At 33.8% G+C, this 25,605-nt stretch carries 26 protein-coding genes; 19 read left to right on the top strand and 7 right to left on the bottom strand.

All coding sequences use genetic code 11. From position 1 onward, the window contains the following. The first annotated feature begins 2 nt into the window (after positions 1 to 2). Together CW752_RS05665 and fabG are read left to right on the top strand one after the other, a co-directional pair. Positions 3 to 1,517 (top strand): WG repeat-containing protein, encoded by a 1,515-nt coding sequence (locus tag CW752_RS05665; RefSeq protein WP_133121656.1) that lies wholly within the window; start codon positions 3 to 5, stop codon positions 1,515 to 1,517. Between the two features lie 171 nt (positions 1,518 to 1,688). After that, positions 1,689 to 2,432: a 3-oxoacyl-[acyl-carrier-protein] reductase gene (fabG, locus tag CW752_RS05660; protein WP_101238784.1), complete on the top strand. Its 744-nt coding sequence runs from the start codon at positions 1,689 to 1,691 to the stop codon at positions 2,430 to 2,432. A 94-nt stretch (positions 2,433 to 2,526) separates the two neighbouring features. Here fabG and CW752_RS05655 read toward each other — a convergent pair whose 3' ends face one another. Continuing rightward, complete coding sequence (locus tag CW752_RS05655; protein WP_101238849.1) at positions 2,527 to 3,567, bottom strand: GMP reductase; 1,041 nt, start codon at positions 3,565 to 3,567, stop codon at positions 2,527 to 2,529. Between the two features lie 61 nt (positions 3,568 to 3,628). On the opposite strand from CW752_RS05655, the gene CW752_RS05650 reads away from it, so the two are divergent. The 3 genes from CW752_RS05650 to CW752_RS05640 are packed head-to-tail and all read left to right on the top strand — an operon-like array spanning position 3,629 to position 6,030. Continuing rightward, on the top strand, positions 3,629 to 4,378 hold the full coding sequence (locus CW752_RS05650; protein ID WP_101238783.1) for a prolipoprotein diacylglyceryl transferase: 750 nt from the start codon (positions 3,629 to 3,631) through the stop codon (positions 4,376 to 4,378). A gap of 2 nt (positions 4,379 to 4,380) precedes the next feature. Then, on the top strand, positions 4,381 to 4,617 hold the full coding sequence (locus CW752_RS05645; RefSeq protein WP_101238782.1) for a hypothetical protein: 237 nt from the start codon (positions 4,381 to 4,383) through the stop codon (positions 4,615 to 4,617). Between the two features lie 9 nt (positions 4,618 to 4,626). Continuing rightward, complete coding sequence (locus tag CW752_RS05640; protein ID WP_101238781.1) at positions 4,627 to 6,030, top strand: radical SAM protein; 1,404 nt, start codon at positions 4,627 to 4,629, stop codon at positions 6,028 to 6,030. A gap of 219 nt (positions 6,031 to 6,249) precedes the next feature. Here CW752_RS05640 and surE read toward each other — a convergent pair whose 3' ends face one another. Together surE and CW752_RS16720 are read right to left on the bottom strand one after the other, a co-directional pair. Further along, positions 6,250 to 7,032, bottom strand: coding sequence for a 5'/3'-nucleotidase SurE (gene surE, locus CW752_RS05635; protein WP_101238780.1), 783 nt, complete (start codon positions 7,030 to 7,032; stop codon positions 6,250 to 6,252). 330 nt (positions 7,033 to 7,362) lie between these two features. Further along, positions 7,363 to 7,533, bottom strand: coding sequence for a lmo0937 family membrane protein (locus CW752_RS16720; RefSeq protein WP_117614361.1), 171 nt, complete (start codon positions 7,531 to 7,533; stop codon positions 7,363 to 7,365). 335 nt (positions 7,534 to 7,868) lie between these two features. On the opposite strand from CW752_RS16720, the gene CW752_RS05630 reads away from it, so the two are divergent. Continuing rightward, positions 7,869 to 9,998: a carboxy terminal-processing peptidase gene (locus CW752_RS05630; RefSeq protein ID WP_101238779.1), complete on the top strand. Its 2,130-nt coding sequence runs from the start codon at positions 7,869 to 7,871 to the stop codon at positions 9,996 to 9,998. Positions 9,999 to 10,057: 59 nt separating this feature from the next. Here CW752_RS05630 and CW752_RS05625 read toward each other — a convergent pair whose 3' ends face one another. Continuing rightward, positions 10,058 to 10,561 (bottom strand): superoxide dismutase family protein, encoded by a 504-nt coding sequence (locus tag CW752_RS05625; protein WP_101238778.1) that lies wholly within the window; start codon positions 10,559 to 10,561, stop codon positions 10,058 to 10,060. Between the two features lie 232 nt (positions 10,562 to 10,793). Between CW752_RS05625 and CW752_RS05620 the strand changes: the two genes are divergently transcribed. The 10 genes from CW752_RS05620 (at position 10,794) to CW752_RS05575 (ending at position 19,503) form a co-directional block, all read left to right on the top strand. Next, on the top strand, positions 10,794 to 11,435 hold the full coding sequence (locus CW752_RS05620) for a 4'-phosphopantetheinyl transferase family protein (protein ID WP_101238777.1): 642 nt from the start codon (positions 10,794 to 10,796) through the stop codon (positions 11,433 to 11,435). Positions 11,436 to 11,518: 83 nt separating this feature from the next. Further along, entirely contained in the window at positions 11,519 to 12,421 is a 903-nt protein-coding gene (locus CW752_RS05615; RefSeq protein WP_101238776.1) for a GyrI-like domain-containing protein, read from the top strand. 94 nt (positions 12,422 to 12,515) lie between these two features. Next, positions 12,516 to 14,762, top strand: coding sequence for a TonB-dependent receptor (locus CW752_RS05610; protein ID WP_101238775.1), 2,247 nt, complete (start codon positions 12,516 to 12,518; stop codon positions 14,760 to 14,762). Between the two features lie 47 nt (positions 14,763 to 14,809). Continuing rightward, positions 14,810 to 15,469 carry a hypothetical protein gene (locus CW752_RS05605; protein ID WP_101238774.1) on the top strand — a complete coding sequence of 220 codons (660 nt, stop codon included), beginning with the start codon at positions 14,810 to 14,812 and terminating at the stop codon, positions 15,467 to 15,469. A gap of 161 nt (positions 15,470 to 15,630) precedes the next feature. Then, complete coding sequence (locus CW752_RS05600; RefSeq protein ID WP_101238773.1) at positions 15,631 to 16,962, top strand: 2TM domain-containing protein; 1,332 nt, start codon at positions 15,631 to 15,633, stop codon at positions 16,960 to 16,962. After that, positions 16,949 to 17,254 (top strand): 2TM domain-containing protein, encoded by a 306-nt coding sequence (locus CW752_RS05595; protein WP_101238772.1) that lies wholly within the window; start codon positions 16,949 to 16,951, stop codon positions 17,252 to 17,254. Before CW752_RS05600 ends, CW752_RS05595 begins: the two co-directional genes overlap by 14 nt. Positions 17,255 to 17,311: 57 nt before the next feature. Next, positions 17,312 to 17,881 carry a methyltransferase family protein gene (locus CW752_RS05590; RefSeq protein ID WP_101238771.1) on the top strand — a complete coding sequence of 190 codons (570 nt, stop codon included), beginning with the start codon at positions 17,312 to 17,314 and terminating at the stop codon, positions 17,879 to 17,881. A 209-nt stretch (positions 17,882 to 18,090) separates the two neighbouring features. Then, complete coding sequence (locus CW752_RS05585) at positions 18,091 to 18,384, top strand: 2TM domain-containing protein (RefSeq protein ID WP_101238848.1); 294 nt, start codon at positions 18,091 to 18,093, stop codon at positions 18,382 to 18,384. Positions 18,385 to 18,411: 27 nt separating this feature from the next. Further along, positions 18,412 to 18,699, top strand: a complete 288-nt coding sequence (locus CW752_RS05580; protein ID WP_101238770.1) for a 2TM domain-containing protein — start codon at positions 18,412 to 18,414, stop codon at positions 18,697 to 18,699. Between the two features lie 60 nt (positions 18,700 to 18,759). Beyond that, positions 18,760 to 19,503: a LytR/AlgR family response regulator transcription factor gene (locus CW752_RS05575; RefSeq protein ID WP_101238769.1), complete on the top strand. Its 744-nt coding sequence runs from the start codon at positions 18,760 to 18,762 to the stop codon at positions 19,501 to 19,503. A 409-nt stretch (positions 19,504 to 19,912) separates the two neighbouring features. Here CW752_RS05575 and CW752_RS05570 read toward each other — a convergent pair whose 3' ends face one another. After that, positions 19,913 to 21,142 (bottom strand): DUF6051 family protein, encoded by a 1,230-nt coding sequence (locus CW752_RS05570; RefSeq protein ID WP_101238768.1) that lies wholly within the window; start codon positions 21,140 to 21,142, stop codon positions 19,913 to 19,915. Positions 21,143 to 21,323: 181 nt separating this feature from the next. After that, a complete protein-coding gene (locus CW752_RS05565; protein ID WP_101238767.1) occupies positions 21,324 to 22,220 on the bottom strand; it encodes a hypothetical protein in 897 nt (298 codons plus the stop codon). 113 nt (positions 22,221 to 22,333) lie between these two features. On the opposite strand from CW752_RS05565, the gene CW752_RS05560 reads away from it, so the two are divergent. Both CW752_RS05560 and CW752_RS05555 read left to right on the top strand, forming a co-directional pair. Beyond that, positions 22,334 to 23,053: a glycine-rich domain-containing protein gene (locus tag CW752_RS05560; RefSeq protein WP_101238847.1), complete on the top strand. Its 720-nt coding sequence runs from the start codon at positions 22,334 to 22,336 to the stop codon at positions 23,051 to 23,053. A gap of 12 nt (positions 23,054 to 23,065) precedes the next feature. Further along, positions 23,066 to 23,416, top strand: a complete 351-nt coding sequence (locus CW752_RS05555; protein WP_101238766.1) for a hypothetical protein — start codon at positions 23,066 to 23,068, stop codon at positions 23,414 to 23,416. Positions 23,417 to 23,486: 70 nt separating this feature from the next. Here CW752_RS05555 and mnmA read toward each other — a convergent pair whose 3' ends face one another. After that, positions 23,487 to 24,674 (bottom strand): tRNA 2-thiouridine(34) synthase MnmA, encoded by a 1,188-nt coding sequence (mnmA, locus tag CW752_RS05550; protein WP_101238765.1) that lies wholly within the window; start codon positions 24,672 to 24,674, stop codon positions 23,487 to 23,489. A 177-nt stretch (positions 24,675 to 24,851) separates the two neighbouring features. Between mnmA and CW752_RS05545 the strand changes: the two genes are divergently transcribed. After that, complete coding sequence (locus CW752_RS05545; protein WP_101238764.1) at positions 24,852 to 25,379, top strand: hypothetical protein; 528 nt, start codon at positions 24,852 to 24,854, stop codon at positions 25,377 to 25,379. Positions 25,380 to 25,605 lie beyond the last annotated feature (226 nt).

Genomic DNA, 25,605 nt, shown 5'->3' with positions numbered 1-25,605 from the left:
CATTGAAAAAACTAATTTTCGTATTGAGCTCTGCGGTTTGTATGGGGCAGACCAATCAATACATGAAGGTCATTCTTTCTAAAAAAACAGGGAAAGAAGTAAACTCTTATGCGGAAGGGTATGGAACGACCTATGATTCCGATTCCAAAAAACAGGGAATTGTTGATTCCTTAGGTAGAATCACATTTGAATCTCCTTATAGAGGCAGTATTTCCCATATTTTCAAAAATAAGTTTGTTCTAAGATCAGAAGAGGGTATTTCTAGAGTAAAATCAGCAATAATTGATCAAAAAGGATATGAATTAATTCCTTTGGATGAACAGGATTTCAATACCTATTGGCTGAGTAAAGAGAGAATAATTTCTTCCAAAGGTGGTAAAGAAGCCATTTATGATTATAAAGGAAAACAAATTATTCCATATTCTGACAGGATAAGATTTTCAGGAAAGAACAGATTTTTTGTTTTGAGGGATAAAAAATGGTTCTTATATGATTTTAATGGTCAACAACTTAATCATAGAGAATTCAAGACAGACTATAGCTTTGAAGAGGGCAGAGCGTTAATTATTAATGAAGACCAGCGGAGTGAGATTATAGGAATCAATGGGGAAACTCTTCATCAGTTTTCAAAGCTGGTTCGCGATATTAATGCTTATCCTTATGTAATCACTCAAAATAAAAATACCGGAAAATACGGATTGGTAGATACAGAAGAACATATCATTGCAGATGAGATTTTTAATGAGATCACTCCTGAATATTTTGGAAAAAAAGAATATGTTTATCTGGTAAAAAATGGTAAAACAACAGTTTTCTGTAAGAACGATGGAAAGCTTTATCCTAGTAATTTCAAGTATTTAAATCCTTTATTTAATAACCTTTTCAGTGTTTATAATGATAAGTTGAAAAAGACTGGAATCGTTGATTTAAAGGGGAATATTATTCTTCCTCAAGAGTATGATTTCATTAAAAATTTTATCATTTCAGGGAAAAACTTTATTTACCTTAAAAAAGGGAGTGATGAGAAACTTCTGGATGTTAATCTACATAATATTATTGATGAAGGTGTTCAAGTTATTGGCTTCTTTCCTGAGAATCTGGTTCTTAAAAAGAATGAACAATACTATCGATTTTCAGTAGTTAATCATCAGATGACTGAATTGAAAGATATTGATATGATAAGAAAACAAGATGTAGAGTACTTTAATCTCCTTAATCAATATTCTAAACCTCTTGTTTGTAAGAACAACAACAATCTTTATGGTATTCTGGATGGGAAGGGAATGGAAATTGTACCCTTTATTTACGAAGATATTATTGCTTTTGAAAATGCTGAAAATGAAATTATTGTAAAAAAAGAAGGAAAATATGGTGTTTTAAACTTTCAGAATGAGCTTTTAAAAGATATTGTTTATGATAAATACTTTTGGCAAAAAGAAGTTCTAAGATTGGATAGAAACAAAAAATCTGACTTCATTTATTTCACCAGGTATAGAAATTACATGCCCAGGTTTTGATAAAAAATAAGGAAATAATCAAAAAAAGTTCAGTATTTTAATGATTTAAATGTATTGAATAACAATTTATAATATCTTTGCAAACCGTTTAATCCTGAAAAGGAATTATATGTACTAGTGAGTCAGCTGTCACAAGCTGAATGAGTTATAAAAAAATAATCGTCAAGAGATATGAAACTATTAGAAGGAAAAGTAGCACTAATTACCGGAGCTACAAGAGGAATCGGGAAAGGTATTGCTGAAATGTTTGCTCAACAGGGAGCTAAAGTAGCATTTACTTATGCCGGTTCTGTAGACAAAGCTAAAGAATTAGAAGCAGCTTTAAGTTCTGTAACCCAAATCAAAGGATATCAATCTGATGCTTCAGATTATGATGCCGCTCAAAAATTGATTGATGAAGTAATGACAGAGTTTGGGCAGATTGATATTTTGGTAAATAATGCCGGGATTACAAAAGACAATTTGTTATTGAGAATGTCTAAAGAAGATTGGGATCAGGTAATGAAAGTAAACTTAGATTCAGTTTTCAACCTTACAAAAGCGGTTATCAAGCCGATGATGAAGGCAAGATCAGGATCTATCATTAACATGACTTCAGTAGTGGGTATCCAAGGGCATGCCGGACAAGCAAACTATGCAGCTTCTAAAGCGGGTGTTATCGGATTTACAAAATCTGTAGCGTTGGAACTAGGTTCTAGAAATATCAGATGTAATGCAATTGCTCCAGGATTCATTGAAACAGAAATGACTGCTGTTTTAGATGAGAAAATAGTTCAGGAGTGGAGAGAAGGAATTCCAATGAAAAAAGGAGGACAACCTGCTGATGTAGCTAATGCTTGCGTTTTCTTAGGAAGTGATATGGCATCGTACATTACCGGACAGACATTAAACGTTGACGGAGGAATGTTAACTTAAAAATATAAGTAGGCTGTACAAAATGTACAGCCTATTTCTTTGTTTATCTCTTTAACTTGATGAAGAGAAGGTCTTACATCAGCGAGAAAAAGTCTTATCCGTTAAAAACCTGGTTTTCCTGTTCCTGAACCCTAATAAATGTGGTTCTCTTGGAAAGTTCTTTTAATTTGGAAGCTCCTACATAAGTGCAGGTAGAACGAACTCCGCCTAATATATCTTTTACCGTTTCTGAAACAGAACCTTTATAAGCCACTTTCACTGTTTTTCCTTCAGAAGCACGATATTCTGCTACACCTCCTGAGTGTTTATCCATTGCCGTTTTAGAGCTCATTCCGTAGAATAAACGATATTTTTTGCCGTTTTCTTCAATCATTTCCCCGCCACTTTCATCATGACCGGCAAACATTCCGCCTAGCATAACAAAATCTGCTCCGCCTCCGAAGGCTTTGGCAACATCTCCCGGAACTTTACAACCTCCATCTGCAATAATATGACCTCCCAGGCCGTGTGCTGCATCTGCACATTCTATAATCGCCGAAAGCTGAGGATATCCTACTCCGGTTTTAACACGAGTGGTACAAACTGAACCCGGTCCGATTCCAACTTTAATGATATCAGCACCTACCAAAAGAAGTTCTTCAACCATTTCTCCCGTAACAACGTTTCCGGCTATAATAATTTTATCCGGGAAATTAGCCCTTGCTCTCTTCACAAATTCAACGAAATGTTCCGAATAACCATTGGCAACATCTATACAGAGAAACTCTATTTTTGGATGTTTTTCGAGGATTTGTCTGATTTTCTCTTCATCAGTTTTTCCGGTGCCTGTACTCAAGGCAATATATTGATGGATGTTTTCAGGCTGACTTTGTAGGAATTGGCTCCATTCTTCAACAGTATAATGTTTGTGAACTGCCGTAATGATTTTATCTTTGGCAAGCTCTACGGCCATTTCAAAAGTGCCTACCGTATCCATATTCGCAGCAATAATTGGAACGCCGCTCCATTTCTTTTGGGTATGTTTAAACGTAAATTCTCTCTCTAAATCTACTTCTGATCTGGATTTCAAGGTAGAACGTTTAGGGCGGAACATTACATCCTTAAATCCCAATTTTATGTCATATTCTATGCGCATTTTGTAATTATTTATCAGAATAAAGTTAGTAAATATTCTGAAATGGATTATTTTTGAAGCCATGGAATTTCCTGTAACCTTTCATATTTTCGGTAAAACCATCCTTGCTCATCCTCTTTTTGAGGCTGTTGGAATGTTTTTGGGAATGCGATATTATTTTTACCTGAAGAGAAAATCTAAAGAAAAACTATCTTTTAATACCTCTGCTGCCGTTTTAATAGGTGCAACAGCAGGAGCCTTATTAGGTTCAAAGCTCATTGGAAATCTGGAAAGTCCCTATGCTTTATTTGAACATTTCAGTTTTCAGAAATTTTGGTCGAATAATACGATTGTAGGAGGTCTGGCTTTTGGGCTCATCGGAGTAGAATTGGCTAAAAAAGTGGTACATCATAAGGAAAGTACAGGAGATTTGATCGTTTTCCCGCTACTATTTGCGATCATTATTGGTAGGATTGGATGTTTTCTTACCGGCATTTATGAAGAAACATACGGTATTCCTACTGATTCAATTTTTGGAATGCATTTGGGAGATAAGTATCTGAGACATCCGGTTGCGCTTTATGAAATTGGCTTTTTAATCATTTTATGGATAGGGCTCAAATATATTCAGCATCAGAGAAAATATCCATCAGGGTTTATTTTTCAATTATTTATGTTGAGTTATTTTATTTTCCGGTTTATTTTAGACTTTATGAAGCCCAGAATTGAGATTGTAGGAAATCTTGGAACCATTCAGCTTGTATGTATATGTGTAATTATTTACTACATTTATGCTATCAAAAACACCCAATATTTAAATTTAAAATATTAAAAATGAAAACTTTAACCTTTTTGGAAGGTGGTGACCTTATGGGCGTAGTTATTGCCATTGTTGGAATGTTCGCTTTAGGAGCCATATTTTTTTCTGTCATCGTGAGTTTTATTGTCAAAATAATTTATGAAGGAAAAGATGGAAGGAAATTCAGCAAAAAACAATTTGGATTAACCATGATTATCTGCCTTTTAATCTGTGGATTAATCAGCGGATATATCTGTGGTGGAGGATTTTAAAACTTAATTATGCCAATACGAAATTATACCTATTACGATTATACAATAAGTCTTTGCCCGGAATGTCTTAAAAGGGTAGGCGCAAAAATTATTATAGAAGACGAAGCCGTTTTCATGACTAAGAGATGTCCGGATCATGGTTTTTTTAAAACGAAAATAGCTTCTGATGTCCATTATTATAAAAATATACGAAACTATAATAAAGCATCGGAAATGCCTCTTCATTTCGGTACTGATGTAGAATATGGCTGTCCTTATGATTGTGGCCTTTGTGTAGATCATGAGCAACATAGCTGTCTTTCTATTGTGGAAGTGACAGATCGTTGCAATTTAACGTGTCCTACTTGCTATGCCATGTCTTCTCCACATTATGGTAGTCATAGAAGTCTGGAAGAAATAGAAGCAATGTTTGATGTTATTGTGAAAAATGAAGGCGAGCCGGATGTTGTCCAAATCAGTGGAGGAGAACCTACCATCCATCCTGAGTTTTTCAAAATTATGGATATTGCAAAGTCAAAGCCTATTAAACACTTGATGTTAAATACCAATGGGATAAGAATTGCTAATGATCCTGGTTTTGCAGAAAAGCTGGCGACATATGCCCCGGAATTTGAAGTGTATCTCCAGTTTGACTCTTTTAAACCGGAAGTTCTTGAAGATTTCAGAGGAAAAGATCTGACAGCAGTTCGAATGAAGGCTCTGGAAAAATTGAATGAGCTTAACCTTTCCACAACTTTGGTGATTGTCCTTCAAAAAGATAAAAATATAGACGAAATTGGGAAGATTATCGAATTTGCCCTGAGGCAGAAATGTGTGAGGGGGATCACCTTCCAGCCGGTAGAAATTGCGGGAAGAAACAGAGAAGATTCTGCTCATGAGAAAATTACCTTAACGGAAGTAAGACAGGAGATTATCAATCAGTTTCCACTTTTGAATTCGGATGATATTATACCGGTGCCTTGTAATCCTGATGCATTGGCCATGGGATATATATTAAAACTTGAAGGAGAGACAATTCCTCTAACGCGATACATTAATCCTGCCGATCTTTTAAATAATGAATCAAGAAATACTATTGTGTATGAACAGGATACTGGTCTTCATATGCAGTTACTCGATATATTCAGTACAGGAATTTCTGTAGATAAAGTAAAACCTAAGGTTAACCAGTTATTGTGTTGTTTACCAGAGGTATGTGCTCCCAATTTAGATTATGATAATTTATTCAGGATCATCATTATGAATTTTATGGATGCCCATGATTTTGATGTTCGTGCTGTAAAGAAGTCCTGCGTCCATATCGTTAATAAAGATTTGAAGCTAATTCCATTTGAAACCATGAACCTTTTCTACCGCGATGATAAGAAAAGCTATTTGGAAGAACTGAGGAAGGAAGATAAGGTATTATTTTAAAACAGAAATAAATATTGCTCTTAATTAATTTCTGCATTTTTTAAGCACAAGCATCTGTTTTCATCTGCGAAAATCTGTTCATCAAAGAATTTAATTTTTAGCATATAAATGATTTCAAAATAGATTAAATCTGCGTTATTTGCTCAATCTGCGAGAAATAAAGAACAAAAGCGTGAAATCAAATTTCACGCTTTTTCTGTCTTTACATAACAGTATTATTTATTCTTTTACAGTATCAAAAGTCATTACTTCTTCCAAAGTATTGATATACTCATATGCCGTAAGATCAAACTTCACAGGAACAATAGAAATATATCCGTTGGCCAATGCAGTTTCATCAGCATCTTCAGAATCATCCATATTGTTAAAATATCCTGTTAACCAGTAGTATTTTTTACCATGTGGATTCACTCTTTCATCGAAGCTTTCTTCCCATTTTGCATGGGCCTGTTTACAAACTTTTACTCCTTTGATTTCTTCAGCAGGAAGTTTAGGAATATTAACATTCAGAACAATACCTTTAGGCATAGGTCTCTCAAGAGTTCTTCTCACAATATTCTGAATATATTCTTTAGCCTGTGTAAAATCAGCTTCCCAGCTAAAGTCTAAAAGGGAAAATCCGATGGCAGGAATTCCTTCCACACCTGCTTCTACAGCGGCGGACATCGTTCCTGAATAGATCACATTGATAGAAGAATTAGCACCATGGTTTATTCCTGAAACAACAATATCCGGTCTTCTTTTCAAGATTTTATCAAGAGCCATCTTTACGCAGTCTACAGGGGTTCCACTACATGAAAAATCTGTTTGTGGGCCTTCAAGGGTAACTTCTTCGTAGCTTAAGGTAGAATTAATGGTAATAGCGTGGCCTTTTCCACTTTGAGGAGAGTTGGGTGCTACAACAACTACTTCTCCGATTTCATTCATAAAATTTACAAGATTTCTGATACCAGGAGCTGTAATTCCATCATCATTAGTAACCAGAATAAGCGGTCTTTCCATAAATTATTTAAAATTTTTAATAAATGCAGTACTATTTGTTCATACGCAGAATTGAACAAAAAGAATTTTCAACACATCAAATGTAGTTAAAAATAACATGTTATAAAACAATAGATTTATAACGCGTTGTGCATTTTGAATTAAAATCACCTGAATTCGGGGTAAAGAAGTCCGGTAAAAAGATTGGAAGTTGGAGGAAAAAAGCAGGAAGTTACTTTCAATTATAATGAAGTCCAGGGCATCATTATTTTTGCCTTAAGATCGATAAAAAGACGAATCGTTATTCTTTATGGTGTTGATTATAATCTAAAAATACATAGAAACTCAATTCTAATCAAGAGGTTTTCTTCCGGTAATAATGTTGTAAAGTATCACAATGATTGCGATAACCAACAGAATGTGTATCAAATAACCAGTACTAATTCCCGGAATAATTCCTGCAATTCCTAAAAGCCAAACGGCAATACAAATGACGGCGATTAACCATAATAAACTTCTCATGACAATACAATTTAAAGTTATATGCTTAAATATCAGCATATTTTATGCCTTTATGTCATGAAAAACATTTTTGTGGTATCTTTTTTTGAAGTTTTAAAGCTAATTTTTTTTCGAAGGTTAAAAAAAGCAGGATTAATGAATGTAATGAAAGCTCCTGATCATAGGAAATGTCCGAAGAAGGGATCTGTATTTATGAATCTCTTTTAATAAAAATAGTCAAAACTGTTCGATATTTGTAAATAAGGTGTTAAATTTGATCATTTGTAACAAGACCAGTAATTACTGCTACTCATTACAATACTTATTTTTTAAAATTAATAAATACAAGACAGTTTATGTGGAAAAATTTCAAACTGAATAAATTTTTACTCCTAATTCCATTAACCAGTCTAATGTTTTGTTTCAACTCGCCGAAGAATGACGATGAAAAGATGCAAACAATAATGGTGAGTGTAAAAAACACACTTTCTTATCTGCATTATAGCCCAAAAACTATCAATGATGCTTATTCGAAGGACGTTTATAAGCATTATTTCGAGTTGGTAGACCCTGCAAAAAGATATTTCGTACAATCTGATATGGATGAATTCAGTAAGCATGAAACAAAGCTTGATGATTATATCAATCAGGGAGATCTTACATTCTATAAACTTACTATTGACAGACTATATCAAAGGGTAGACGAGATTGATAAAATCACTCAGGATATTTTCAGTAAGCCTATCAATTTAGAGGAAGATGAAACCCTTACACTTGAGCCAAAATTAAAAAAAATACCTGCCAACAAGCAGGAACAATATAACGAATGGAAGAAGTTTATTAAATATAATATCCTTCAGGAAATTGAATCGATGAACAGCAAAGAAGAGGCTCAAAAAGAGAAAAAAGATTCTGTTCAGAAATATAAATTGAAGGATACCATCAAGTTTAAGGCACTTACTCAAGATGAGAAGATCAAAAAAGCTACGGATGAAGTAAAAGATCTTGTAAAAGATACATTTACAAGATTCAAAAAGAGGAAAAAAATGGATTGGTTTACTGTATATATGAATGCTTATACTGAAGTATTTGATCCACATACCAATTATTATTCTCCAAAAGATAAAGAAGATTTTGATTCTCAATTTACAGGAAAAGTAATCGGAATCGGAGCTATTATTCAGGAGAAAAAAGGAAACCTTTATTTGGGTGCACTTACTATAGGAGCACCTGCATGGAAGTCTAAACAGCTTTCAGAAGGGGATAAGATTTTAAAAGTAAAATCTAAGCCAAAAGACGATGCTGTAAATGTTGTCGGAATGCTTTCTGATGAAGCGGTAAGATTAATCAGAGGTGAAAAAGGAACTCCGGTTACTTTAACAGTCCAGAAGAAAGACGGCTCTATTAAAGATGTAACCATGATTCGTGAAGAGGTTGCCATTGAGGATACTTTCGCAAGAAGTATTGTTGTAAATGCTCCAAACGGTAAAAAATACGGATTTATCAATTTACCAAGCTTCAATGCAGATTTTGAAAATGCTAAAGGAAGAAATGCCTCTGATGATATTAAGAATGAAATCGTTAAGCTTAAAGCTCAGAATATTGAAGGAATTGTTCTTGATTTAAGAAACAACGGAGGTGGATCTTTAACAGAAGTAGGAGATATTATGGGGCTTTTCATGGATGCAGGGCCTTATGTTCAGGTAAAAGATGGAAACGGCAAAATACAGACTTTAAAGAACAAATATGAGGCTCCTATCTGGACAGGTCCATTGGTAATTATGCAAAACGAACTTTCTGCTTCGGCTTCTGAGATCTTAGCAGGAGTAATGCAGGATTACGGAAGAGCAATGATAATTGGTTCGCCACAATCTTTTGGAAAAGGAACCGTTCAGACATTTGTTGATCTCAATAGATTCCTGAATACGGAAGATGACTTTGGTTCTCTAAAATTAACCATTCAGAAGTTCTATAGAATTACCGGAGAGTCTACACAAAGAAAAGGAATCGTTTCCGATATTCAAATGAAAGATTTCTTTACTTATGCGGAGGTAGGAGAGCGTTATGATGACTATGCTTTGGCTTGGGATAAAATTGCCCCTACTAAGTTCCAGAAACTTAATTATTTCAATATTCAGGCTCTTGAGAAAGCGAGTTCAGACAGAATGGCTAAGAATAGCAATTATCAGTTATTGTTAGAATCAGCTCAATGGAGAGAAAAATTGGATAAAGAAGAGAATATTACTTTGAATATCAATAAATTCAATGAAGTGATGAAACACAGAAAGGCTCAGATCGAAAAATTCAAAGCTTTGACCAAATTTCAGAATGGTCTTCAGTTTATGATGTATCCGAGTGAAATAGAAAGAGAGAAAAAAGATGAAGTTTTCAAGAAAAAATCTGAAATGTGGATCAAAAATCTGAAAAAAGATCTTTATCTGCAGGAAGCAATGAATATTGTAGCAGATATGGGAACGAAATCATAAATAAAACAAAAAAATCGCTAATGAAAATTAGCGATTTTTTTATTGAGCAATTAATATGATTATTTAATCTCAACACATCCCACTCTTCCTCCTGCATTACCTGTAGGCTGAGTGTGGAAATCATCAGCTGCAGCATGTACGATAAGCCCTTTTCCGATAATATTTTTGGATTCATCTGTACAACCAAGGCACCATTTATTGGTCTTGAATGTTAATGTTGCATTTCCTTTTTGATCCGCAACCAGATTTCCTATATCTCCCATATGGAAATGTTCAGCTCCCCATTTTCCATGATCGTTTTTGGAAGGATTCCAGTGACCACCTGTAGATGTTCCGTCTGCTGCAGAACAGTCTCCTTTTTCATGAATGTGTACTGCATGGATGCCAGGGGTAAGGTTGGTTACATCAAGCTTCATAATTACATCATCTCCCTGTTGGGTAAACTTCGCTGTTCCCCCCGTTTGTGTTCCGCTTTTGGCGTTGATTGTGTACGTTTTGGTTGTACCACATGATACTGCGAAAAGTGCACATCCTGCCAATAATGCTAATGTTTGTACTTTCATTTTTAAAATGATTTAAAGTGATTTTAGGATAAAATTAAAAAAGATTTTCCAAAATGCTTTATGATTCTGGTCTTTTTTTCGTTTCAAATCCATAATATCAGCCAATAATCAAGTTATTAAAGATGATATGAGTTTAGACATATGTTATTGATTTTGGTATATATTTTTTAATTTAGAAAAATAAAAACAATTGGAAATTGGGCTATAAGAGCTCTTACCCAAAGAAATAAACATGGTAATTCTACATACATTTATTAGCGAAAAAAAGCACCAGAAGCTTTTAGATACATATTTAGACACTTTTTCTGACGATTTTAAAAACAGTGTCCTGAGATACAAAAGATGGCAGGATGCACAACTTTCATTGCTGGGAAGAGTTCTGTTACAATATGGATTGCGGACGTATTATGATATATCTGACGTGGTTGTTGATCGTTTATCCAATCATAAGCCGTTTTTAAAAGGACAGAAACTTCATTTTAATATTTCCCATTCAAAAAATTTAGTGGTTTGTGCCATTGCTGAATTTCCAATAGGAATTGATGTAGAATTTAAAGATACTGCTGTAAATTATCTCGATTTTCAATTTCAAATGACCAATAACGAATTTCAAAAGATTCATGATTCTGAAGATAAAACGGATGGTTTTTTTAAATATTGGACCTATAAGGAAGCTGTCATAAAAGCACACGGCAGTGGGATGATGATTCCTTTAGAATCCTTTGAAGTGATTGATGATAAATGCTTTCTTGATGGACAAATATTCTTTACAAAAGAGATTTTTATTGATCATGATTACTACAGTTGTATTGCTTCTGATGATGAAATGATTAAAAGTGTAAAAGGTATTTTTGAACAGGTTTCCCTGGGGTAATGTCGGTTTTAAAACAAAAACCGCAATAAAAAACAAGTCTTATATTCTACTGATCAATATCTTTGTGAATCAACTCTTTTCATTTGGAAGAATATAAAAAACGGATTGTAAAAACAATACAATACATTAATGAAAACCTCGATGCAGACCTTTCTCTAGAAAGAATAGCAGAGATCAGTGCCTACTCACCATTTCATTTTCACAGGATCTTTAAACTGATTACCGGAGAGACTCTTCAAAATTATATTATCAGAAAAAAAATTGAGAAGAGTGCTTTTTTATTGGCTATGTATAAAGAGATAGAAATTAAGGAAATCTATCTTGATCTTGGGTTTTCCAATCACTCAGTTTTTACCAAAACATTTAAAAAATATTATGGAGTTCCACCTTCCCAGTTTCGAAATTCGGCTCCAGATCAATTTCACAAGATTTTACAAACGCAAAGCAAGAACGGACAAGTTGATACAGTTTTCAGCCAATACATTTGCAGTATAGAAAACCTATTAAATTGGACTAAAATGAATTTAAAAATCGAAGTAAAAGAAATGCCGGAAATGAATCTGGCAGCGGTAATGAGTTTAGGGATTGTAAATGTAGAGCCTTCATACAATGTATTGATAGACTGGGCAAAAAAGAAAAATCTGTTTCCTCGCGAAAATGTTAAAATGATTTCCGTTTATCATGACAGTTTCAAAGTAACACCTCCGGATAAGGTCAGAATTCACGCATGTATGCTTCTTGATGAGAAGTTGAAAGGAATAGAAGGTGAAGTTTTTTCAGAGACCATTGATGCCGGAAAATTTATCGTGGGAAGAGGTGAGGTAACCCTTAATGATTTTGAACAAGCCTGGGTATCTTTATTCTTATGGATGAATGAGCACAACTATTCGATGAGGAGAACTTTCCCTTTTGAGGTATATCATTCCAACTTTAAAGAACATCCGGAAGGAAAAATGATCGTGGATTTTTGCATTCCAATTCACTAATTTCCCATTCGGTAACAAAAGAATGCCTTTCGGTAATAATTTTTTTACGGAAAGGCATTTCTCATTCTATTTTTGATCCAGAAAATAAATAACAATGAAAGCACAAGTTCAAAAAATACTATTCCTGATTTTGCTTATGGCATTTGTAATGGGATATTCCCAAATCAAGATTTCAGGAAAGGTAAGTTTTAAAAATAAAGGAGTAGGAGAAGTAAATGTTACTCTGAAAGATACTTACGACGGAGCAACTACAGATGCCCAGGGTAATTTCTCTTTCGAAACCACAGAAAAAGGAAACCATATCCTGACTTTTACTCATTCCAAATATGAAGAAGTTGAAAAGAATATTGTTATTGATAACCAAGAGGTTATTGTCAATGTCCAACTTAAAGAACAAGTAAGCGAAATTGATGCTATTGTTGTTTCGGCAGGTTCTATTGAGGCCAGTGATAAAAAAAGAGCAACAGCATTATTAACTCCCATTGATATCTACACTACCGCAGGTGCAGACGGGCAAATCACCTCCGCTTTAACTTATCTTCCGGGAGTGCAGAAAGTGGGAGGCACAGAAGGATTATTTATCAGAGGAGGTACAGGTACTGAATCTAAAATCTTCATGGATGGAAGCTTGATCAATAATTATTTTTCTAATTCTATTCCGGGAATTGCAGGAAGAGATCAGTTCAATACCTCACTCTTTAAAGGAAATATATTCTCAAGTGGCGGATACTCTTCATTATATGGGCAGGCTCTTTCAGGAGCATTGCTATTGGAAAGTGTAGATCTTCCGGATCAGAGTTCTTATGACGTTGGAATTTCACCTATATTTTTGAGTGGTGGATTTCAGAAGCTGAGCAAAGATAAGAGCCACTCTTTTGGAGCAACTTTAGGCTATTCAATGTTAAATTTGATGCAAAAAGTATTTAATTTTAATACTAATTTTATTGATGCACCACAGGGATTAAACAGTGATTTTAATTTTAGAATTAAAACAAAATCAGGCGGATTTTTAAAGTATTACGGAATGTACAACTCCAATAAAATGGGAGTAAAGACAGAAAGCCTGGAGCCCGGATATGACTTTGCGCTGGTAAGACTTAATGGAAAAAATACCTATCATAATCTGTCTTTTAGACAAAAACTAGGAAAGTATCATCTGAATGTTGGAGGTTCGTATTCTTACAATAAATCAGATTTAAATTTCTCTACGGAGACTCATGATACAGAATCAGATAAAACAAGATTGCTGACAGATGGAAATTATATCAACTTCAAAGCTGTTTTAGAAAGAAAAATCAATAGAATCAGTGCTGTGAGAGGTGGTTTTGAATTTAATAATACCGACGAAAAACTGAAGTATGGAGAAGTGGACAAACATTATAAAGACCTGATTTCATCTGCTTTTGTAGAAACAGATTTAGGATTCAGTAATGCATTGTCAGCAAAGCTTGGACTAAGAGCAGAGCATTCATCTTTTTTAGGTAAGAGCAATATTGCACCTCGTATAGCTGTTGCTTATCGCATAGCAAAAGACTGGACATCCTCTTTGGCTTATGGACTTTTTTATCAGAATCCTGAAAGTAAGTATATAAATGGTCCCGCGAATGTGGATTTCCAAAAAGCACAGCATTATATTTTCCAGGTTCAGAGAGCTTCAGAGGGAAGAACCCTACGTTTTGAAGCTTTTTATAAAAAATATGATCAATTGATCAAAACTTTTAATGTTACACCCGGAAAAGAACAAAATCAACAGATTCAGACTGCTTTAAACAATGACGGGTATGGATACGCAAAAGGGTTAGAGTTCTTTTGGAGAGATAACAAGAAGACGTTTAAAAATATAGATTACTGGATTACGTATTCATTTTTGAACTCAAAAAGAGACTTCCTTAATTATCCGGTAAGCTTAAAACCTAGCTTTGCCGCTGAGCATACATTATCTGCAGTGGTAAAAAGGTTTATCCCGGAATGGAAATTAGGTGTTAATATGTCATATACCTATGCAAAAGGACGCCCTTATTATGATATTGCCAGTGGAACGGATGGTGGAAAAAATATCAATTATATAAGAAATGAAGGAAGATTAAAAGATTATAACGCTCTTAATTTCAGCGTTAATTACCTTCCTAATCTTGGTAAAAAAGATGCGAAAGCATTCACTGTACTGGTATTGAGTATTACCAATGTTTTAGGGGCTAAAAATGTATATGGATATAACTTTTCTGTAGACGGATCCAGAAGCTCAGCAATTGTTCCCCCTGTGAATACCTTTGTTTTTGTAGGAGCATTCATCAGTTTTGGAGCAGATAAGACAGAAAATGCAATCAATAATAACTTATAAAAACATACCTTCGATTAATTGAAAACTAACTTTTAAAAATTAATATTATGAAAAAATACCTTTTAAGCTTTACTTTAGCTTTTATTAGTTTAACTGCTTTTGCACAAGCAGATTATGAAAAAATAATGACCGATAAAATTGCAAAAATAACAACTTGTAAAACACCGGAAGATTTTCAGACATTGGCAAATGATTTTCAAAGAATAGGAAGTAAAGAAAGTTCACAATGGCTTCCACAATACTATGCCGCCTTTGCCAGTATTCAAAAAGGAAGAGTATTGATGAGAACAGGGAATATGATGGAGCTTGATATCATTGCGGCTCAAGCTGAAAAATATCTTGGAATGGCCCAGAATCTTGCAGGAGCTGATAATGCTGAAATTCACTTGTTGAGAAAAATGACCTTTTCCCTACGAATGATGGTTAATCCGCAACAACGCTATATGTCGGATGGTGTAAGAGCGTCTGAGGAACTAAATGTTGCCGAAAAGCTTGATCCTGCTAATCCAAGAATTGCTCTCATCAAAGCGGAAGATACGTATTTCACTCCCGAACAATATGGTGGAAGTAAAACCAAAGGAATAGAGCAATTTAAAGTAGCATTAGCAAAGTTTAATACTTATAAACCTAAGACGGCTTTAGACCCAAATTGGGGGAAATCAGAAGCTGAATATTTTATTAGTCTTCCGGCAGAAACAACAAAGTAAATTTCAACTTAAAATATTAAGAAGCTGTCTCAAGAACCAAATTATTTGATTTTGAGACAGCTTCTTTTTTGTTACTATTCAGTCATAAAAACAGGCCCTTCAGTAAGAAATATTTTTTGATACCTTTAATAAAAACTAATTTTAAGTCAAGAAAACGAATCATGAAGCGTAAATACACAAAAATATTACTTTGGACCTCACTAGGAACTACTTTGTTCTTCTTTTTGTTTTTTAATGACGAAAAGAATCTTCATACTTTTATGATAACGTTGTTGCTGTCTACCATGTATTCTTTTGTATTAGGATTTGGAAACGGATTTATTAATGAATATCTTAATAAAAAATTTCCCTGGTCTGAAGCAACCCGTACACGAGCTGTTCTAAGTATTATTTCCATTATTATCGGAAACTTTATCCTGGTGTATTTCTGTAATTTTATGAATTATGTAGTGATTCAGAAGACGGCGACGATAGAAGAATTTTTCTCTCAAAGATATGGGCTCACCAATTGGTTTATGATCAATATTGCTCTTTTGATTACAACTTTTCTTCATGCAAAAAGTTTTATGGAAGAGCTTAAGAAAACTTCCAAAAAAGAAGTTGTAGAACAGAAACTGATTGCTAAGTCTGCAAATGCTCAGTTTGAAAGTTTAAAAAACCAATTGGATCCACACTTCCTTTTTAATTCATTAAATGTCCTAAGCTCTTTGATTGACGAAAATCCACAACAGGCCCAAAAGTTTACCGCTTCAATGTCAAAGATTTACCGGTATGTACTTGAACAAAAAGATAAAGAGCTTGTGACAGTAGAAGAAGAGATCGAATTTGCAAAAACCTATTGTAACCTTTTAAAAACAAGATTCGAAGATAGTGTAGATTTTATCTTTGAGGTGACTCCGGAAGATAGCCGAATGTATGTAGTACCACTCTCTTTACAATTGCTATTGGAAAATTGTATCAAGCATAATTTTGCCACTTCATCAAAACCTTTAACGATTAAAATATTCTCTGACGGAGATACCCTTTGCATTGAGAATAACCTACAGGTAAGGGAGCAAATTAAAGAAAGCTCCGGAATAGGACTAACCAATATTGTTCAACGGTATTCCCTTCTTACTAAAAGGAATGTTTTCATAGAGAAATCTGAAGATTATTTTAAAGTAAAACTTCCGATGTTATCCGCTAAGCCTAATGCTGTCAGTATACAATCTGTTGATGAAAATAAGGCATATGAGAAAGCACAAAAGAGAGTGAAAGAGATCAAAGGATTTTATTCCAATCTGATTTCTTATTGTATTGTAATCCCTTTTTTAATCTTTATCAATCTTTTTACAGGACATGGAAATCATTGGTTTTGGTTTCCGGTATTAGGATGGGGAATTGGATTGGCCTCTCATGCCTTTCAGGTCTTTGGTGTCGGCGAATCCTGGCAGGATAAGAAAATCCGTGAAATTATGAACAAACAAAACGACAAATACAATGGAAACATTTGACGAAGATGATATTCAATATCTGAATGCTAAAAAGCAAGTAGATAGATTAAGAGGTTTCTATAGCCACTTATTTGTATACATTGTTGTAAACATTGTGATTGTGTATTACAATTATAATGATTTGAAACCCGGCGAAAACTATTTCCAATTTAAAAATTTCTTTACAGCAATATTCTGGGGAATTGGAGTTCTGGCCCATGGATTAGTCGTCTTTTTTTCCGAAACAGGTTTTATCAAAAAATGGGAAGATAAAAAGACCCGTGAATTGATGAATAAACAAAAAAACTATTAATAATAAGCCCCCACAATTTTTCATTTTAAAACTTTTTAACCCCTAAAATCTAATACGATGAAAACTTTACATACCGTATTTATTATCTCGATGATTGCTTGGTTTTTGAGTGAAATTCTTTATAAAAACATGTTGAAATCCAATAAAGAGGATAAAAAAGGTAAAGATAAATCTACTCTGAATATTCTATGGCTGGCCATTCCTTTTTCCATTATGGGAGCTATTATTACCTCTGAAAGCTCAAGATTCCCAATAGTTAATGGAACTTGGATTTCCTACCTGGGAGAAGGATTTATTCTTATTGGAATTATTTTCAGATTCATTATTATAAAATCTTTAGGTAAATATTTTACTGTCGACGTGACAATAAAAGAAGATCATAAAATCAAAAAAGAAGGATTTTATAAATACCTGAGACATCCTTCCTATGCTTTTTCCTTGCTGACATCATTAGGACTCGGTTTATACTTAAACAATTGGTGGTCATTTATTTTTGCTGTTGTTCCTCCTTTTTTAGCGTTTACCTATAGAATTACAATTGAAGAACAGGCTTTGGTAGAGCAATTTGGAGATGAATATATCCAATACAGAAAGAGTACTAAAAAGCTGATACCATTTATTTATTAACTCACTCACTCCGAGTTAAAGGTCAAGGAAATCTCATTTAATAGTTTATTTTGACCTTTTATTGAAATGGTGATATTCATTAATCATTTGTTTCTACCGTTCGGGTATTAAATTCTACCGTTCGGTCATATAAAATTGATTTGAGGATGTTTTTTGATCTACCTTTGATTCAACAAAAAAGACAAATTAACCTTTTAAAACCAAACATTATGGAAATCTTATCTAATAAAGAAACAGGAGCTTACGAAAAAGCTTCAAAAAGAGTAAAAGAATTAAAAGAGTTTTATGGAAATCTTGCTTCTTATTGCCTGGTAATTCCTTTTTTAGCTGTTTTAAACCTTATGACAAGTCCCGGGTATTTTTGGTTCTTATGGCCTATGCTAGGATGGGGAATAGGAATTGCATTTCATGCCGTGAACGTATTTGGTTTTGGAAAAAGCTGGGAAGAGAAAAAAATAAAAGAATTAATGGATCAGGAAAGAGGAAAATCAAAAACATTATAATCATTAATTAAAAAAACTTATACAATCATGGACTATAACACAGCATATGCAAGAACCAACAGCCTTAAGAGATTTTACAAAAGCCTTCTTCTTTTTGGAATCTTAGCTATTATTATCCTTCCAACAGACCTTTTTGAGGGGGGACTTTTTGAGGATCATATTATTAAAATCAGATTGTTTGACGGTTACACAATCCTTGGAATTTGGGCCCTCTTTTTAATCATCCGAGCAATAAAGCTCTTTATCTTTGATACCGAGTGGGAAAAGGATATGATTGAAAAAGAACTTAAAAAAGATAAGTCAAGAGACTTTTAATGGTAAGTGTTTTTTATTTACTTTTATTTCCTTAAAACCTGAAACCAAAATTAAAGCTCAATGATCAAAACTGTCATTATTGAAGATGAAAAACCTGCTTCAAGGAAATTAGAGAGAATGTTGAATAACTTCCCTGAAATTGAAGTGATTGCCAAAATAGAATCAGTAGAAGAGGGAATCGCATGGTTCAGTGAAAATGAACATCCCCAGCTGATCTTTTCAGATATTGTGCTAGGAGACGGATTGTCTTTCGACATATTTGAAAAAGTTCCCACTAAAGGTTTTATTATCTATACGACAGCTTTTGATCAGTATACTTTGAAAGCCTTTAAACTGAATAGTATAGACTATCTTCTGAAACCTGTTCTCGATGAAGATCTTTCCGGAGCCATAGAGAAGTTTAAATCATTTATTCCATCAGAAAGTACAATAGGTTCTCAAGATATCAAACAATTGATAAAAAAGGAAAAATCAACGCTTTCCAGGGTCCTGGTTAAAATAGGGTATAATCTGAAAATTATTCAGGCAGAAGAAATAAGTTGTTTTTTCAGTGAGAATAAAATCGTTTATCTTCAGACAGAGGAGCGCACATACCCATCAGATTTCACATTAGATGAACTAGAAGATGTATTGGATACTAAAAAGTTTTTCCGTGTCAACAGACAGTTTATTGTAAGTTCGGATTATATAAAAAATATTCACACTTCTCCTTATTATAAAGTTGATCTTGAATTTCAGCCTCAGGAAGAAATTACCATAAGCAGAGACCGGGTAAAAGATTTCAAAGATTGGCTCATAAGCTAGTAGGAGAGACTGCGTCATTTATTCTTTAATTACCCTGAATTCGGGATAAGAATTTTCTATTTCAGGCTGGAAGCTGGGAACTGGAAGAAGGAAATTATCCAGGTTATAAAGAATAGTTTTTTCCCATATTTTCATCTTTTTTAAACAATGATGATATTATTTATGGTAACCATCTATAGATAATGGGACTGAAAATAGCTTCCAGCCTCCCTCTTCCAGCTTCCAATAATCTAAATCTTAATTTCCTTAACCCGAACTTGGGTTTAATTAAAATATTGACATGCTAATGAGCCATCCTATACTCATACATTGGTATCTTATATCTCTTATTTTAAATTTAATATAAAAATATGGATCTTATACTCTTGTTTTTTAAGCTTTTCCTTATGTTATTTTATTCCTGATTATATTATTTCCGGCTAAAGAAATTACTGGCGGATTGCATGAAATGATGAAAAGCTTCGGTAATTTCAGTTTTATGTTTATACGTTAACGGGAAAGGAACCATATGTGAATATTCATAAGGAAAGTCTTTTATTTCAACGTCTACGTCAATATCTCTATAGCCGCCTTGTAGAGTATTTAAAGCTTCTATGGGAGGGGCAACAGTATCTTTTTCAAGTACATATGCCTTTATTTGAGATCGGATTTCTCGGAATCTTTTTTCTCTTTCTTTTTGAAAATAATTATATCTAAGCATTTTTTTGAACCAACTTTCCTGAGGATGTAAATCTTCATTCTGATAATGTTTCAATCGGGTATCAGATTTAAAGTCAGAACATAATAGTTCAGTAAATGTTGACAACATTGTAATGGTTGCCTGCCCGTCCATAATGTATTTTGAAATAGGATACATCCTGTCAATTGTCATTCCACCACAAAAGCAGAATACTTTGGATTGGGTAAAATATCCCCCCGGATCGGCCATTTTTATAATAATGGAAAGGAAAGAGCCAATGGAATATCCAAAAAGATCTAAACCCGCATCAGGAGCAATGCTCATAATTTTGTTATTTCGGATCTCCTTTACCACCTCAATGATATCGGAATACGTTTGCAGTCCTGACCAGAAAATACGTTGCGGATGTGATTCCAAACGCGAACTTATTGCTGCATTTACGTAAGAATAATTGGTGTTTTCAGGATATTTTTTCTTTCGGAAATTGACAATTTCCGTCATATGATGACGATCGCTCCATACACTTTCTGCACGATCCATGTGAAATGCAATAGGAAACAAAATAATCGCTTTACCGGTTCTTTGAGAGAGTTCATAGGCCCAAGGAAGATATTTATCCCATTTTTTTTCATTCAATCCATGAAAAAACAGAATACAACCTTGTGCGGTTTCTATATCTGCTCTTTTGAGGATATAGTATTCAAATTTTTTATTGCATTCTATATCGCCATCCCTGGTATCTACCGAAGGTTGATCATAAATTAAATAAGCATTCTCATCAACTTCCAAACGGTGCTGATGTTGGGCACAATCCACATAATCTGAGCGATGAAGCAAGTCTGAAGCCCTGGATACGAAAGAGATCGTTTCTATCGTTACATTTAAGTCTTCGATTTCAATCACTGCTTTTCCGGAATCAAAATGGCTTTTCAATACTTCATATAATTCATAATATTCCATCGCAAGATAATTGTGGGGTTATAATTAGAACTATCAAGTTAGGTAATTATTGCAGTAGTCTTCTGATTTTGAAAGATTAAATGTATTCTAGACATAAGAGAATAGGTAAAATAAGGTATTGAAAGTACCAACTTAAAATTTTGAATTCTTTATGTGTATTTCGAATTCGGGATTGGATTAATTATCTGTAATCAATTCTGTTAGCGTCTGTGTCTTCAAGCTGTTTTAAAATAGATGCAGGAATTTCGTCACTGTCTATAGGAAAGCTAATAGAGTCGGAAATAAAATTCCTTCTGTCTGCTTTTTGAAAAATTTCAAACAGAGCGATAGGTTCCTGGTTAAAACTGATACAAGTACTGATGAAGTGAAGTTCATGAAGTTTATATTCCGGATTTTTAAGCTTCTCTTTAATATCTTTTATTCTCGATATAAAATGCCTTTGCCTGATAAAAGTATTACTATTCATGATAATAAAAACATAGTCGGAATATGCAGTAACTTTACCAAAATACTTATGCTGATCACCACCACTTCTTTCTATGAAGTATTCTCCCGTGGTTTCGGACTTATAAATTTCCATAGCAGAACGCCATATACGCTCTTCTTTCCCTTGTAAAGGTTTCTCGGGAAGATTTCTATTGTAAGAATACCAACAACCTACTAAACGGTCTAAAAGTACTGTATTAGAATTTACATTATTCATATCAATTCTAAGGTCATTAAAGTTGAATGCTTCCGTATTTGAATTAATAAAATCTATATAATTTGAATATCCCAACATTTTTACAATCAAACTCAGTTTTGCCAGATTAGGTTTGCTTATTATAGCATTTTCATTCTGGATGTATTTCTTCAATTTGTTGATAATCAAATGTTCATAAAGGTAATTTGTTCCTAATAAATCAGGGCTTTTTTTGATTCCTTTCTGTTCATGATCTGCTATGATGAGGTCATTCAGTTCGGCACAGATGTAAGACCATTCCGTTTTAGAAATATCCTCCCAATGATTTTTCTTTAAAAACTGACGGCTTAAGAAGTTCATAAGTTTTTCAAGATGTAGAATATCTTCTTTTTTCATTCGGTTATTTTATAAGACTAATTTAAGATTTTTATCAAACTAAAAAAGACTTATGAAAGACTTTTATATTCTGAAATCCAATGATATTTGAATGGAAACAAATCATAGAAACAATGGAAACAAAAATGTTCATAAAAGATGAATCTCTTTGGAAAAGAATTCAGGAATATTCATTGGACGATCCGGATGTTGACTTTCCTTTTTCAAAAAAGTTGGCAAAAGAAGAAAATTGGAATCTTGATTTTACAAAAAGGGCAATTGAAGAATATAAAAAATTTGTTTATCTCTGTTGTATTTTGCCTAAAGGAGCTTCTCCAAGCCAAATTGTAGATAAAGTCTGGCATCTGCATTTGATCTATACTCAAAGTTATTGGGAAGATTTTTGCCCCAACATTTTAAGAAGACCACTTCATCACCATCCTTCGAAAGGAGGGAAAAATGAAAATACTAAGCATCAAAATTGGTTTCTCGATACACTAAAAAGCTACAAAGAAGTTTTTCAGTGTGAAATTCCTCGGGATATCTGGCTGCAAAAAGAAAGTATTTCGAGTAAGAACAACTGGTGGAAAAAACTTCGGATTGTTTCTTTATTTGCTATTCTTCTGCTACTATCATCCTGTTTGGGCGAAATTATAAGTGGCCTTACCTCTGTCTTCTTTTCATTATTAGCAGCTTTTATCTTTGGAGGATTATTGGGTTTATTTCAGAATAATAATACTAAAAATAAGGGAGATTCCGACTCGAGCTGTGGTGGAAGCAGTTGTAGTAGTGGAGGAAGTTGTGGAGGTGGTTGTGGAGGCGGTTGCGGGGGCTGTGGAGGTTGTGGTGGATAAAAAATAAAAATTATGAAAAAGATAATCATTCATTCGATTCCGGTTCTGCTAAGTTTTATATGGCTTTTTGGAGAACATGATACGTTCAATCCAATTACCTTAAAAGGTCCGGAATTTTTAACGTTTTATTTAATTCTTTTGCTTGGATTCTATAGTTCGATTTTTCTTTTAAAAATAGCTAAGGAATCAATTTCAAAAATAACATTTTACGGGATGAGCGGCATTTTCGTTTTGGGAATAATAAAGCTGATAAGAGGATTATTACTGGGCAGACCTATTGGTTTTTTAATGATGATTTTAATTTTAGAATGTATTGTAGGAGTGTTGGTTATTCAATTTTATTTCAAGAATCAAATCAAGTAAAAAACATATAAGAATAAACCCGAAACCAAATAGTTCCGGGCTTATAGTTGTATTGTTAATATTGATTTTTCTATGAAATCACACCACTTCCGACAAGCTCCTCTTCTATATACCATGAAGCAAACTGTCCTTCAGCAATAGCAGATTGAGGTTCATCAAATTCCACATAAAAAGCATTTTCAAACTGATATAGATTTGCTTTTTGTAAAGGCTGTCTATATCTGAATCTTGCCATTACTTCCATAGATTCACCATTTTTCAATCTCATATCTTCACGCACCCAATGCAATTCGGAATTATCAATTTTTAGGGCTTTTTTATATAAACCCGGGAAATGACTTCCTTCTCCTACGAAAAGGATATTGTTTTCCATATCTCTGGATACGATAAAACAGCTTTCCTTATGCCCGCCTATTCCTAAGCCCTTGCTTTGTCCGATCGTGAAAAATTGGGCGCCTTGGTGCTTCCCGATAACTTTTCCGTCAGCCTTTTTATAATTGATCTTTTTTGATAAAAATTCAAGTTCCTCTTCTTTCGTTGAAAATGCTGGTTTTTCTCCTGAAAATAGAGGTGAATCTTTGAAAATTTCTACAATTTCACCCTCATTAGGTTTTAATTGTTGTTGTAAAAATTGAGGAAGACTTACTTTTCCGATAAAACACAATCCCTGAGAATCTTTTTTATCAGCAGTTACAAGTCCGATTTCTTTAGCAATTTCCCTTACCTGAGGTTTAGTCAATTCTCCGATAGGGAATAAAGCTTTAGATAACTGATCCTGACTCAATTGACAAAGGAAATAAGACTGATCCTTATTGTTGTCTTTTCCTGCTAAAAGATGAAAAACCTCTTTACCATTTTCATCAAAAGTTGAATTTACCCTTGCATAATGTCCTGTGGCAACCTTATCGGCACCTAGTGACATAGCCGTTTTCATGAAAACATCGAATTTTACTTCTCTATTACATAAAACATCCGGGTTGGGAGTTCTTCCTTTCTCGTATTCGGCAAACATATAATCAACGATACGTTCCTTGTAAAGGTCGCTCATATCAATTACCTGAAAAGGAATACCCAGTTTTTGGGCTACCATTAAGGCATCATTACTATCTTCGATCCAAGGACATTCGTCTTCCAATGTTACCGAAGCATCATTCCAGTTTCTCATAAACAAAGCCACTACATCGTGTCCTTGTTGTTGTAGCAAATATGCTGTAACACTGGAATCTACACCTCCGGAGAGGCCTACTACTATTTTCATTGTATTTCAATTTTACGAAACTCTTAACGGGAGTTCTTAGTTTGATGCGGCAAAAATACAACTAAAAAATTCGTAAAAAAACCATAATTTTAAACATTGATAAAAACGATATTAATACAAAACTGCCATTTATGAACATACAACGATGGCATAACACCTTTAAAATAAAATTTAGATATGAAAAAAATTATTATTCCATTGATGCTAATTATCTCAGGGTTAGCTTCTTCCCAGATTTCTGTAGGAACACCCGCTCAGGAAAATAACCGATGGACATTCGGAGGTGGAATTGGATTAGGATTTGGAAGCAATAGCTCTTTTAATCTACAGGCGTCTCCAAGAGTAGGTTACAGACTTACCAATGACCTTGAAGCAGGAGTTGTGGGAAGCGTGTCATGGCAAACCTCGGATTATTATAGATCGACAATGTTTGGGGTTGGTCCTTTTGCCAATTATTATATCGGAAGATCTTTTTATTTAGGAGCGAATTTTCAGCATTATTTTGTCAATTATAAAGATAAGTACTATGATTACAAATATAATAGGGAAGAAAATGCTTTATATCTTGGAGGAGGTTATATGCAAAGAATCGGAAATAACTCTTTTATGCAGATAGGATTGATGTATAATGTTCTTTGGAAAGAAAACTCAAGTGTATTTTCGAGTGGGCTGATTCCGAATATCGGCTTTGTGGTAGGGCTTTAATCTTGTTTAACTTCACAGGAAGAATCTTGATGTTTTTAAAAATATAATCTCACAGATTTTGCGGATTAACGTAGATCATTCTAATATTGTAGTGGTAATATTTAATAGAGATAGGCTTTAGCCCATCTATTAAAAACATTAAAATCAAATTGGCTTTAGCCGAAACTTATAAAAAGCAAAAAGCACCAGGAAATTCTGGTGCTTTTTTATTGAAATTAAATTATTT

It is taken from the genome of Chryseobacterium sp. PMSZPI (assembly GCF_002835665.1).
Lineage (GTDB): Bacteria > Bacteroidota > Bacteroidia > Flavobacteriales > Weeksellaceae > Chryseobacterium.
The sequence above is the reverse complement of the archived record's forward strand: the minus strand, read 5'-3'. Positions and strand labels throughout refer to the sequence as shown.